Origin of the sequence: Streptomyces sp. RerS4 (assembly GCF_023515955.1) — a bacterium.
Classification (GTDB): Bacteria; Actinomycetota; Actinomycetes; order Streptomycetales; family Streptomycetaceae; genus Streptomyces.
The window spans coordinates 944,548-957,238 of record NZ_CP097322.1 but is presented as its reverse complement, the minus strand read 5'-3'; the positions used below and the strand labels follow the sequence as shown (position 1 = coordinate 957,238).

Annotated in this window: 11 protein-coding genes; 8 read left to right on the top strand and 3 right to left on the bottom strand. The window is 69.3% G+C overall.

Annotation, left to right across the window (positions count from 1 at the left end; translation table 11 throughout):
* Positions 1 to 436: 436 nt before the first annotated feature.
* The gene (locus M4D82_RS04355; RefSeq protein WP_249764757.1) at positions 437 to 2,065 is read left to right on the top strand and encodes a DUF6119 family protein; all 1,629 of its coding nucleotides are present in this window, start codon (positions 437 to 439) and stop codon (positions 2,063 to 2,065) included.
* A gap of 88 nt (positions 2,066 to 2,153) precedes the next feature.
* Here the strand turns inward: M4D82_RS04355 and M4D82_RS04350 are convergent, their stop codons facing one another.
* The 3 genes from M4D82_RS04350 to M4D82_RS04340 form a co-directional block, all read right to left on the bottom strand.
* On the bottom strand, positions 2,154 to 2,807 hold the full coding sequence (locus M4D82_RS04350; protein ID WP_249764756.1) for a CBS domain-containing protein: 654 nt from the start codon (positions 2,805 to 2,807) through the stop codon (positions 2,154 to 2,156).
* Positions 2,808 to 2,817: 10 nt separating this feature from the next.
* A complete protein-coding gene (locus M4D82_RS04345) occupies positions 2,818 to 3,288 on the bottom strand; it encodes a cyclic nucleotide-binding domain-containing protein (protein WP_249764755.1) in 471 nt (156 codons plus the stop codon).
* Between the two features lie 95 nt (positions 3,289 to 3,383).
* Complete coding sequence (locus tag M4D82_RS04340; RefSeq protein WP_249764754.1) at positions 3,384 to 4,805, bottom strand: MBL fold metallo-hydrolase RNA specificity domain-containing protein; 1,422 nt, start codon at positions 4,803 to 4,805, stop codon at positions 3,384 to 3,386.
* A 177-nt stretch (positions 4,806 to 4,982) separates the two neighbouring features.
* On the opposite strand from M4D82_RS04340, the gene M4D82_RS04335 reads away from it, so the two are divergent.
* The 7 genes from M4D82_RS04335 (at position 4,983) to M4D82_RS04305 (ending at position 12,670) form a co-directional block, all read left to right on the top strand.
* Positions 4,983 to 6,059, top strand: a complete 1,077-nt coding sequence (locus tag M4D82_RS04335; protein ID WP_249764753.1) for a zinc-dependent alcohol dehydrogenase family protein — start codon at positions 4,983 to 4,985, stop codon at positions 6,057 to 6,059.
* Positions 6,060 to 6,064: 5 nt separating this feature from the next.
* Positions 6,065 to 6,751, top strand: coding sequence for a helix-turn-helix domain-containing protein (locus M4D82_RS04330; RefSeq protein ID WP_249764752.1), 687 nt, complete (start codon positions 6,065 to 6,067; stop codon positions 6,749 to 6,751).
* The gene (locus M4D82_RS04325) at positions 6,748 to 7,506 is read left to right on the top strand and encodes an HAD family hydrolase (protein ID WP_249764751.1); all 759 of its coding nucleotides are present in this window, start codon (positions 6,748 to 6,750) and stop codon (positions 7,504 to 7,506) included. The genes M4D82_RS04330 and M4D82_RS04325 overlap by 4 nt, the downstream gene beginning before the upstream one ends.
* On the top strand, positions 7,503 to 9,902 hold the full coding sequence (locus tag M4D82_RS04320; protein ID WP_249764750.1) for a glycoside hydrolase family 65 protein: 2,400 nt from the start codon (positions 7,503 to 7,505) through the stop codon (positions 9,900 to 9,902). Before M4D82_RS04325 ends, M4D82_RS04320 begins: the two co-directional genes overlap by 4 nt.
* Positions 9,903 to 9,986: 84 nt before the next feature.
* Complete coding sequence (locus tag M4D82_RS04315; protein WP_249764749.1) at positions 9,987 to 10,436, top strand: universal stress protein; 450 nt, start codon at positions 9,987 to 9,989, stop codon at positions 10,434 to 10,436.
* Positions 10,437 to 11,074: 638 nt separating this feature from the next.
* A complete protein-coding gene (gene nhaA, locus M4D82_RS04310) occupies positions 11,075 to 12,439 on the top strand; it encodes a Na+/H+ antiporter NhaA (protein WP_249764748.1) in 1,365 nt (454 codons plus the stop codon).
* A 60-nt stretch (positions 12,440 to 12,499) separates the two neighbouring features.
* Positions 12,500 to 12,670, top strand: a complete 171-nt coding sequence (locus tag M4D82_RS04305) for a hypothetical protein (RefSeq protein ID WP_249764747.1) — start codon at positions 12,500 to 12,502, stop codon at positions 12,668 to 12,670.
* Positions 12,671 to 12,691 lie beyond the last annotated feature (21 nt).

The following is a 12,691-nucleotide window of genomic DNA, read 5'->3' as shown; positions in this document are numbered from 1 at the left end:
ACTCACAACGTTAGTTGGCACATAACGGCCGTTGTTGTCACCGGACGTGCGTGCGAACCCTCCGTTGAGCCGGATATCCCGTTTACCAGGCTGAGCGCACGATGTTTCGGGCGTCCGTGCGTCTGCGCGCCATGGCGTGCGTACGGTACCGGGCGCGCGTCAGAACGGTCGCTAGCCGGGGAAGGGGTGCGTGCGGCTGGTGCCTGGCGTCGGGCAGGGCTTTGCTGGATCTGGGGCAGCAGCGTTGGACGGACTGGCCGCCTCTACGGGCACCCTTGCGCACCCGGCATCCGAGCGAAACTCACGTGGTCAGTTCAGTGGCGGGGACACCTCCTGTCTGCTTTCTTGGTAGGTCCTGCGTTGCAAGTGCGTGGAGGTCACCTTGGGCAATACCCGCAGATCCCGACCCGCCACCCGTAAGTCCACGCTCCACCGGTTGAAGACCGAAGGTCATCCCGTGGAGCTGAGCGAGTTCGTGCGTGACAGGTACCTTGACGGCGCCGACTATGAGGCCCGGAACTTCACCCGTGAAGGCATCGAGGGACTGCTGATGACGGGAGGAGTCCCTCGCGAGCGCGCTGACTGGTGCGACACCGTCGAGTCCATCACCGGCCTCAACGTCAACGAGAGGAATCGCGCTGCAGCCGGCCTGGTCATCATGCGTACGGCCCGTGGGGTCTACGCGCTGAGTTACGGAGTGGGGCACCACATGCTGGACCCCTACTACCGCGGCGACGAGCTCGGTCTGGAATTCGCAACCCGCTGCCTCGACGACGCCGGAGTCATCAAGGTCCGCAACCAGATCATGGACGGCCGGGGCAGGGTCGACGAGTACTCGGTCTCGCGCGGCGAACGCATCGACGATTTCGGCCTGGATCGCTTCGGCGCTGTCGTCCGCCGAATATGCGGCACCGTCAGTGGGCTGGCGCTGACCTCCTTAGAATCGGGCCGGATACGTCGAGTACGCGTCGAATGCTCCCAGGCCACCATTAAACTCCCCCTTGCCACCAGCCTGGAGGAGTTCCTCAGCGACCTGCGGACGATCGAGGACGTCTGTGCAAGGCCCGATCCACTACCCCAGCTGCGATTCGTCAGCAGGGTGCACACCCTCAACAACGGCAGCCGCAAGGCTGTCGAAGCCCAGAAGATCCTTGAGGGCCTCCTCGCAGAACCGGACAGTCCCCGCCTGACGACCGGAGTTCCCGACGCCTGTCAGGAAAGCCACAGCTCGGCCCAGGCGTTCCGCATCAGACGCGGAGCCCAAGTGATCGAAACCAGCGAGCTCGAACTGAGGCACCTGCTTGCCTTCGTGAAGGACAAGCCGCCAGGCGAGCGACTCAAGGCACTCGCTGACGTCCGGGTGACCATGTTCAGCGACGACGACTGCCAAACCCCCGCAGGTGTCGCCACCAATGGCAAGGAATGGCTGATAGCTGACATACAGGCCAACCCCGACCGGCTGTTCTACGGCAACGGGAAATGGTTCGAGGTGGGAGCCGGTTTCATCGAAACCCTCGAAGAGGAGCTCACCAACCTCTTCGCGGCACCGCGGACCATCACGTTGCCCTGCTGGACGAGGGGACCGCTCAACTCAGACGGTCAAGATTCCCACGATGAAGATTGGTTCAACCACGGGGCAGCAGAGCAGGACGGATACCTCCTCTTCGACAAGAAGAATATCCGCACCAGCAAATTCAAGGGTGGGGGATTGGAGATCTGCGACGTGTTGGGCCCTGATAGTCAGCTGATCTGCGTCAAGAAGGCCACCTCGAGTACCGCCCCCCTCAACCACCTCTTCGCTCAAGGCGTCGTCGCTGTGGAGACCTTGCGGAGCGATGCGGAGGTGCGAGCCAAGTTCCTCAAGCAGGTAGCCGCCCATAGTCCAAACCACCGCCTCATCCAAGAATTTGGCACGCTCCGCGTGGTCTTCGGCATCCTGCTGAAGGACGGCGAGGATATTGCCGTGGACTCGCTCTTCGCCTTCGCTCAAGTCTCGCTGCTACAAGCGGTGCGGAGGCTGCGCGCCATGAATGCGGACGTCGAGGTCATCACCATCCGGCGCTGACCTCGGTGCTTGCTGATTGCGTCGCCGCGCTCCTCGTTGGTACGGGTTCTGCGCGGCATCGCCCCGGGCACGGCTCCGCGGTCGGATTTCAGGCCTCGGCCGGTGCATCCAGTCGGCAGTGGACGTCGACTACGCCCTCGACGGAGTGGGTGAGGCGTTCGGCCAGGGGGATCAGGTTGCCGTCGCGGACCTGGCCGGTCAGCGTGGCGATCCCCTGGGCCACGGTGACCTTGACGGTTTCGTGGGAGAGGGGGAAGAGGCGTTCGACGACGGTGCCGCGGATCTCGGTGGCGAGTTCTTCGTCGGTGCGGAGGAAGACCTTGAGGAGGTCGGCGCGGCTGACGATGCCCTTGAGGGTGCCGTCGGCGTCGACGACCGGGAGGCGCTTGATGTGCCGGTCGGCCATGAGGCGGGCTGCCTGAGGCAGGGTGGCGTCGGGACGGATCGTGACGGCCGGGGTGGTCATCATGTTCTCGGCGCGGGTGGAGCCGGCCTTGGCGGTGTCACCGAGGCGGCGCATCTGTTCGATCAGGCCCGGGCGGTGCTCGTGGAACTCCTCCTTGGGTAGGAGATCGGCCTCGGAGACCACGCCGACGACGCGGCCCTCGCCCTCGATGACGGGGAGGGCGGTCACCTTCCACCGCTCCATCGCGGTCGCGATGTCCTTGAAGCCGGTCGAGGGGGTGACGGCGATGACCTTGGTGGTCATGACGTCGGCGACGGTGTACGGGGTGGAAGTCATGGCGGGGTCCTCAGCGTGCGTAGGCGAGCGGGGTGCCGCTGCCGTGAGGGGCGAACAGGTCGAGGAGGCGGGTCCGGGCGGAGTCGAGCCGGTCGGCGATGACGGCGGCCACCGCGGTGGAGACGGACCGGCCGACGGCCGAGTCCTCGTTGCACAGCTCCCGTACGGCCGCGGCGTCGAACTCCAGGGCGCGCACCTCGTGGGAGGCGGTGGCGCCGAGGTGCCAGCTGTAGGGCGGGAACATCCAGGACCAGCCGAGGAGCTCGCCGTAGCCGAGGGTGTCGACGACCACGTTCTTGTGGCCGGGGACGTGGGTGTCGAGGTCCACGGTGCCGCACTGAATGATCCAGAACTTCTCGGCCCGTCGACGTTCGTTGAAGATGCGGGTGCCGGCCGGGAATGTCACCTGGTGGGAGTGGGCGAGCAGGGCTTCGCGGGCTTCCGGTGCCATCGCTTCGAGGATGCTGTGCATGGTGCTCATGGAGTGCCTCCAACCCTTCGCATCCACCCTGCTCGGTGGCCCACCGTGTCCGGGAGGGCCGCGCGGTGCACACCGCCGGGGCCGTCCGGCCCAGGTCAGCGGACCAGGACGGCCTCCCCGGATTTGGGTACGACGGCCGTCCATCCCAGCTCATGGTCGATCCGGTCCCGGAGGGTCTCGGCGGCGGTCTCTTCGCCGTGGACCAGGTAGGTGGTGTGTGGTGGCGGAGCGGAGCGCAGCCAGTCGATGATCTGGTCGGCGTCGGCGTGCGCGGAGAAGTGCGGGACGTCGGCGACCTCGGCGCGGACGGGGACGTATTCGCCGAACATCTTGAGCGTGCGGGCGCCGTCCACGAGGTCGCGGGAGCGGGTGCCGGCGGCGGCGAAGCCGACGATGACCACGGCGTTGCGGGGGTCGGGCAGGGTCCGGTGGAGGTGGTGCAGCACGCGGCCGCCGGTGGCCATCCCGGCGGACGAGACGATGATCGCTGGTCCGGTGGTGCTGTTGATGTCGATCGATTCCTGGACGGTGCGGGCGGCCAGGAAGGGCTCCGGGCTGATCGCCGCCTCGCCGCGGGCGAGGATCTCGGGGCGCAGCTCGGGCGAGTGGGCTCGTACGGCGTCGCGGTAGACGTCCAGTGCCGCCAGGGCCATGGGGCTGTCGACGTAGACGGGTACGTGGAGGGGCAGGGTGCCATCGCTGCGCAGTGTGGCCAGCTCGTGCAGGACGACCTCGGTGCGGTCGATCGCGAAGGCTGGGATGACGACCGTCCCGCCACGGGACAGTGCACGCGTGATCACCGAGGCGAATTCGCGCTTCGCGCTCTCCTGGTCGTGGTGACGGTTGCCGTACGTCGACTCCATCAGCAGTACGTCGGCGCCGGAGAACGGTTCGGGTGGCAGGAGGAGCGGGTGGCCGGGGCGGCCGAGGTCACCGCTGACGGCGAGGGTATGGCCGTCTTCCAGGGTCAGGTGCGCCCAGGCGGAGCCGAGGATGTGCCCCCCGTGGTGCAGCATCAGCTTTGCGCCAGCCATGATCTCGACCTCACTGCCCACCGGTACCGGGTCGAAGTACTTGATCGTGTGGTCGACGTCGTCATCGTCGTAGAGCGGTTTGGCAGGCCGGTGCTTGGACCAACCGTGCTGGTTGGCGTGCTCGGCGGCCTCCATCTGGAGGCGGGCGCTGTCACGGAGCACGATCTCGGCGAGACGGGCCGTGGTGGCGCTGGTCAGGATCGGGCCGCGGAATCCGTGCCGGACCAGTCGCGGCAGGTACCCGCAGTGGTCCAGGTGGGCGTGGGTCACGACGACGGCGTGGATGTCGGAGGCGTCGCAGGGCAGCTTGTCCCAGTTGCGGCGTCGTAGGTCCGCGACACCCTGGAAGAGTCCGCAGTCGACGAGGATCCGGGCGTGGTCGCTCTCGACCAGGAACTTGCTGCCGGTGACCGTCCGCACCCCGCCGAGGAACCTCAGCAGGGCCGGGCGGGCGGAAGCCGGGGGCGGGGCTGACTGGGACATGGCAGCAGCCCTCCTTTCGGAACGGATGCCGGTCTCCACCGTCGCATTGGAACGCCCTCTCCGCTGGGGACCTACCGGTCCCGGGTAGGGGCCGACCGGCCCAAGCGGGACAGAGGGACACAGGCACAGCCTGACGGTGACCCCGTTCCACACAGCACACAGAGAGAAGGCCGCGCCATGAAGGCACTCGTCTTCCACGGGCCCGGACAGACCTCCTGGCAGGATGTCCCGGACCCCTCCGTCAAGGACGCCGCCGACGCGATCGTCCGGGTCGACGCCGTCACCATCTGCGGCACCGACCTGCACATCATCAAGGGCGACGTCCCCGAGGTGACACCCGGACGGATCCTGGGCCACGAGGCCGTGGGGACCGTCGTCGAAACCGGCGGCGATGTCCGCAGCGTCCGCCCCGGAGACCGCGTCCTGATCTCCTGCATCTCCGCGTGCGGCCGCTGCCGCTTCTGCCGTGAAGGGCACTACGGCCAGTGCCGCGGAGGAGGCGGCTGGGTCCTGGGCCACACCATCGACGGCACCCAGGCCGAGTACGTCCGCGTTCCCTTCGCCGACCTCTCCGTCCATCCCCTTCCCAGCGCTCTGGCGAGCCACGCAGCGGTACTGCTCGCGGACATCTTCCCGACCTCGTACGAGGTGGGTGTCCTCAACGGCAACGTGCGCCCGGGCGACACGGTCGTCGTGGTCGGCGCCGGACCCATCGGGCTGGCCGCCATCGCCACGGCACAGCTATACAGCCCGTCCCGGATCGTCGCCGTCGACCTCGCGGCTTCCCGCCTGGCAGCTGCGCGGGACCTCGGGGCCGATGCGACCGTCAGCGCGCAGGAGGAGCCGGAGCAGCTGGTGGGGGACCTCACGGACGGGCTCGGCGCGGATGTCGTCATCGAGGCCGTCGGCGTGCCCGAAGCCTTCGAGATGTGCACCCGCATGGTCCGCCCGGGCGGCCGGGTCGCCAACATCGGCGTGCACGGCAAGCCCGCCGTCCTCCACCTCGAAGACCTGTGGATCAAGGATGTCACCATCACCACCGGCCTCGTCGACACCCACTCGACTCCCATGCTGCTGCGCATGATGGCCGCCGGCCGCCTGCCCGGCGCCGCGATGGTCACGCACCGGTTCGAGCTGGACCAGATGGAAGAGGCGTACGACGTCTTCTCCCGCGCCGGCGAGACCGGCGCCCTCAAGGTCGTACTCGGCGGACCGCAGCACGACACCGTCGCCGTACCGCCCCAGGAGCAGTGATCTCCGTGAAGAGCATCCCGCGATCCCCGGAGCAGCCGTCCGGCGAGATGACCGGACGCACCGACCTGGGCCGTCGCCTGGCGGCCCGCCGTGAAGCCCTCGGCCTTAGCCGAGAGGAACTGGGCCAGCGGTGCGGAGCGGATGGTAACTACATCGCGTACCTGGAGGAGCACGCCGCCGCTCCCGCTATTGGCACCCTCGCTCGCGTCGCTGATGCCCTCGGCCTCACCGTCGACGACCTGACCGGCGCCAGCGCCCATCGCGTCGCCGGCCGATCCACCGCCCGGCGCGACAGTACCCTCGTGCCGCTGGACGAGACCGAATGCCGGCGCCTGCTGAACACGCACGGCGTGGGCCGCATCGCCATCTTCACCCCCGACGGCCCCGCCGTCCTCCCCGTCAACTACCTGATCGCAGGACCCGATATCGCTTTCCGCACCTCCGCGGAAGCCGTCACGGCCAGGGCCGCCGGAACCGAGGTCGCCTTCGAGATCGACAACATCGACGACGTGACCGCCACTGGTTGGAGCGTGCTGGCCGTGGGCGAACTGGCAGCCGTCACGGACCAGCACGAAATTCAACACCTCAACACCACGGCCCGCTCCCAGCCCTGGGCCGGCGGCCCGCGCACCCACTGGATGAAGGTCACCCCCGCCCGCATCACCGGCCGTCGCGTAGTGCACGACTCATGAGCGACCTGCGCGCGGTCGTCTTCGACACCGACGGGGTGCTCCTCGCCACGGCGGACCGCCACGCGGCCGCCTGGAAGGAGACCTTCGACGGCTGCCTCCCCGAGTGGCAGCCATCGCACGCCGGTGCACGACCGCGCCCGTTCGACGCAGTCCGCGAGTACCGGGACCTGGTCGATGGCCGCTCCCGCCTCGATGGCGTACGCGCATTCCTGACTGCCCGGCACATCGACCTTCCGCCCGGAAGCTCGGAGGATCCGCCCGGGTGCGCCACCGTCCACGCGATCGCCGCCCGCAAGGAGGAAGCCTTCTCCACGATGCTGCGGACCGAAGGCGTCCGTGTCTTCGACGACGTGCGGCCCGCGCTCAGGGAACTGCGGGAGAAGGCGATCCTGTGCGCAGCCGTCTCGGCCTCCCGGCACGCCCGCTCGCTCCTGGAATCCGCAGATCTCCTCAATTGCTTCGACGCCTTGGTGGACGGCCAGGACGCGGCCGCACTCGCCCTGCCAGGCAAACCCGACCCTGCCCTCTTCCTCGAAGCTGCTGGCCGCCTCGGCGTGACTCCCGCACACACCGCCGTGGTGGAGGATGCACTCGTCGGCGTCGAAGCCGGACACCGAGGCCGTTTCCGCCTCGTGGTGGGACTCAACCGCGAAGACGACCTCCAGATGGGGGAGGCCCTACGCGCACATGGTGCTCACCTCGTTCTCCCGGACCTCGGCGGGCTGCCTGCCGCACTCGAAGGCGAACGCTCGTGACCACCGCTTGGTGCTGGGAGTACCCCCGCTACGACCCCAAAACCGAGCGGCTGGTCGAGTCCCTGTGCACCCTGGGCAACGGCCGCTTCGCCACCCGCGGTTCAGCCCCCGAAAGCGTGGCCGACGACGTCCACTACCCGGGTACCTACCTCGCCGGCTGCTACAACCGGCTCGTCTCCACCATCGGCGGACGAACGGTCTCCAACGAGGACATGGTCCGGCTGCCGGACTGGACCGCCCTGAGATACCGCTGCCTGCCCGAGGGCGCACCGGCCGGCGACTGGCTCACACCCGACCACCCGACCCTGCGCCACAGCCACGTGTCGCTGGACCTGCACGCCGGCACGCTCACCCGCCGCATGCTCTTCCACGACGCCGAAGGCCGCCGCCTGGGCGTCACCCACACCCGCCTCGTCCACATGGGCGACCTGTACCTGGCAGCGCAGAACACGGTGTTCAGAGCGTACGGCTGGAGCGGCGGAATCGAGATCGAGTCCGTGCTCGACGGAGACGTCGTCAACGCGGGAGTCGAGCGCTACCGCGCCCTGGCCGGGCGGCATCTCGTCGAGCACCGGGCCGGAGTGGAGGCGGAGGGCACCGCTTGGCTGTCCTGCACTACCGCCACCTCCCGGGTACGGATCGGGCTCGCAGTGCGGACATCGGCACGTCCTGTGGCACCGGTAGGGAGGGCATGCACAGCCACCACCGCCACACAGACACTCATCGTGCCGATCAAGCGGGCCGCCCCGGTCGTCGTCGTGAAGACCGCCGCCCTGTGTACTTCGCTCGACCGCCCCTCGCCCGACCCCCTGCGGCGGGCCATCGACTGCGCCACGCACGCCCCGGACTTCCCCTCCCTGCTGGCGTCCCACCGGGCCTCCTGGCAACGTCTCTGGAGCGCAGGAGAGTTGAAGGTACCCGGAGAGACGGGCAAGGTTCTGCGGCTGCACGCCTTCCACGTCCTGCAGACCCTCTCGCCGCACACCGCGGAGCTCGACGCCGGCGTCCCCGCCCGCGGCCTCCACGGCGAGGCGTACCGGGGGCACGTCTTCTGGGACGAGCTGTTCGTCCTGCCCTACCTCGCCCTCCACCTCCCCGAGACCGCTCGCGCCCTGTTGATGTACCGGCACCGACGGCTCCCTGCGGCTCGGGAGGCCGCCCGCCGGGCTGGGGCGAAAGGGGCGATGTTTCCGTGGCAGAGCGGCAGCTCGGGATCCGAAGAGACGCAGCGGCTGCACCTCAATCCGCGCTCCGGCCGCTGGCTGCCGGACCACTCGCACCTCCAGCACCACGTAGGGTCTGCCATCGCCTGGAACGTGTGGCAGTACGGGCAAGCCACCGGTGACGCCGGATTCATGCACGGTCCGGGCGCCGAACTCCTTCTGCACACAGCCTGCTTCTGGGCGGACGCAGCGACGTGGGACACCGGCCTCGGCCGCTACCGGATCCGCGGCGTCGTCGGACCGGACGAGTATCACGACGCCTACCCAGATGCCACCGCTCCCGGCATCGACGACAACGCCTACACCAACGTCACCGCCGCATGGGTACTGGCCCGCGCCCTCGATCTGTACGGGGAACTCCCGGCGGCCCGGCGGGCAGAGCTCCTCACGCATCTCGGCATCGGCCCCGACGACCTCACCGTCTGGGAGGACGTGTCCCGCCGCCTGTACGTGCCGTTCCATCGCGACGTGATCAGCCAGTTCCACGGCTACGGGGACCTCGCAGAGCTCGACTGGGACGGCTACCGCGCCCGCTACCACGACATCCGCCGCCTGGACCGCATCCTGGAAGCCGAAGGCGACACGCCAAACCGCTACCAGGCGTCCAAGCAGGCCGACACCCTCATGCTCGGCTACCTCTTTCGCCCCGCAGAGCTCGAGCAACTCTTCCTTCGGCTCGGATACCGCCTTGACGACGACCGCTGGCGCAGGACAGCGGCCTACTACCTGCGGCGCACCTGCCACGGCTCCACGCTCAGCAGCCTCGTCCACGGCTGGGTTCTCGCCCGGGAGCAGGGCCCGGACGCGTGGCGCTACTGCCAGGAAGCCCTGCTCAGTGACATCACCGACGTTCAGGGCGGCACCACTGGTGAGGGGATCCACCTCGGTGCCATGGGTGGCACCCTCGACCTCGTCGAGCGCGGCGTCGTCGGACTCGAGCCCCACGACGACGGCCTGCACATCGACCCGGTGCCCTTCTCCGAAGTGCCTGGGTCCTCGTTCTCGATCTCCTACCTGGGGCACCGGGACATCCGTATTTGGTTCCGGCCCGGCCGGCTCGGCATCAGCGTCCCCTCGTCCCTCCTGGGCCCGGTGCCCCTGGTTCTGCCCGGAGACCGGAAGGAATGTATTGCTGCAGGCCAGGAGCGGTGGTTCCGGTTGCCGAAGAGCTGACAAAGCAGCCACCGCATGTTCGCGTGGCGGGCCGTTCCCGATGCGCACACTGTGGATGTATCAGCCGTTGGAAGGGTGAACGGGATGGACAGGCAGCATGAGGCTCCGCGGATCGTGGTGGGCGTCGACGGATCGCCCTCGTCCCAGGCCGCGCTGCGCTGGGCAGTCCGATATGCCGGGCTGGTGGGCGGGCGAGTAGAGGCGGTCGCGGCGTGGGACTTGCCCGGTGCCGCGTCGTGGTCCGCCCCGGCGGTCGACACCACGTTCGACGAGGAGGAGGCCGAACGGCGTCTGGTCGAGGAGGTTCGCACGGTTCTCGGTGAGGACGGCGCCGCCTCCGTGCACCAGCGCCTGGTGCGCGGCAATCCGGTCGACGTCCTGGTGGACGCGGCAGAGGGTGCGGACATGCTGGTCGTGGGCAGCCGCGGCCGCGGCGGCTTCAGCCGAGCGCTGCTCGGGTCGGTGAGCCAGCAGGCGGCGCTCCACGCGCCGTGCCCGATCACCATCGTCCGGGCGGACACCCCCACCGAGTGATCCCGCCTTGGGCATGCCTGGCGTAAGGGTAGCGGGCCACGGCCTGAGCCGCGGCGCGCATATCGCTGGCTGTGACCACGGTGGCGGCCTGCTGCGCCTGTGCACGCGGGGTTGGGGCGAGACGGATCTTCCGTTGTGCGTCAGACGAGCGCCGGTAGTCGGAACCGTTCTCGCGAGAGACCGGCCACAACCACAAGGGCCATGGGAGGCTGCGCAAACCGCAAGCCCCCTCCTGCCCGGAGACTCGCATGAGCCACCAGCCCCGCACCGGCCGCACCACCCGGACCCCGTCGGGCACCCGCAGGCCCCTGCGCTGCCCTGGCTCACCGCTCGTCGCAGCGGGCACGATCCTCACGATCACCGGCGCCGCCCTCTACACGACACCCGGCGAGCGGCCCGGACTCGTCGCCGCCGCGCACTCACCCTGGGCGCGATCGCCGCCTGGCGGTGCGCCTCCCGCCAGGGCTGATGACAACCCGGCACCGATTGATCATGGGGAGTAGGCGGGGCAGAGCGACTGTCGTGCAGTGTGTACGGTGTAAGGAACGCGTCAAGAGTGGCGCGCGGTGTGCCGGGAAGTCTGGTCGGCGTCCCTGGGGGCGTATGCCCTTTTCTTGCCGACACCGAAGGCCACCGCGATGCCAGCCGATCAGCGCGATTCCTCTTCTTCCCGAGCACCGCTCTTCGGGGTCCTGCCCTGGCCCGAGCGCACTGCCATCGCGGGGGCTCTGCGGACCGAGACCGTCGGCGGCATGGTCCTCCTGGCCGCCGCCCTCCTGGCCCTGATCTGGGCCAACACACCGCTGTCCGGCGTCTACGAGTCGCTGCGGGACTTCCACTTCGGGATACCAGCCCTCGGCCTGGACCTGTCCGTTCAGCACTGGACGGCCGACGGCCTCCTCGCCCTGTTCTTCCTGGTCGCCGGGATCGAGCTGAAGCGCGAGCTCGTCGTCGGCGAGCTCCGTACCCCGGCCACCGCCGTACTCCCGGTCGTCGCCGCGGTCTGCGGCATGGCCGTCCCTGCCGCGCTCTACCTCGCCACCGTCTGGGCGGGCGGCGGCAGCCCCGGCGGGTGGGCGGTACCGATGGCCACCGACATCGCCTTCGCCCTCGCCGTCCTTGCCGTCATCTCCACCCACCTCCCCGCGGCTCTGCGGGCCTTCCTCCTCACCCTGGCCGTCGTCGACGACCTGGGCGCGATCCTGGTGATCGCCGTGTTTTTCACCGCCGACCTCAACCTCTGGGCGCTGGCCGCCGCGTTCGCCGGCCTCGGCGTCTTCTACCTGCTCCAGCGCTACCGGGTCCGCGGCTGGTGGTGGTACGTCCCCCTCGGTGTCGCCGTTTGGGCGCTGATGTACAACAGTGGCGTTCACGCCACCGTAGCCGGCGTCGCCATGGGCCTCATCCTGCGTACCCGACGCGACGCGGCACGAGGTCGCCGCCCGGCCGAGACCGCCTCCCCCGGAGAGCGGGTCGCGCACCTGCTGCGGCCGGTCTCCGCCGGGATCGCGGTCCCGCTGTTCGCGCTCTTCGCCGCCGGCGTGAGCCTGTCCGGGTCCGCGCTCGGCGCGGTGTTCACCCAGCCCGAACCCCTCGGGGTCGTCCTCGGCCTGGTCGTCGGCAAGACCGTCGGGGTGTTCGCCGGCACCTACCTCACGGCGCGGTTCACCCAGGCCCGCCTCAACCCCGACCTGGCCTGGGCCGACATCCTCGCCCTCGCCGCCCTCGCCGGAATCGGCTTCACCGTCGCCCTCTTGATCGGCGAACTCGCCTTCACCGACCCGGCCGTCACCGCACACATCAAGGCCGCGGTCCTGGTCGGGTCCCTCATCGCCGCCGCCCTCGCCACCCTGCTGGTGAGGCGCCGCAACACCCTTTACCGGCGCCTGTACGAGGCGGAGAACCTCGACGCCGACGCCGACGGCATCCCCGACATCTACCAGCACAACCAGCCCGGCACCCCCGCAGGCGGCCCGGCCGGCCGCGGCCGCACCTACGGCTGAAGCGTCCGCCACCCGCGGAAGCCCACCGGCAGCCCGCCCCCTACGGAAAGCAGCCCACCTGTGTCGGAAAGGCGCATCGGCCTCGCCCTGACCGCCGCCGGAGCCCCGATCACCCTGATCGGAATCACGCTGTACTTCCTGCCCGGCCCCGGCTTCACCGTCCTGACCATCGGCCTGTCCCTGCTGGTCACCGGACTCGTCATGACCGCCGCAGGAAACCCCCGCCCCTGAACCAGCCCGGTCACGCCTGGG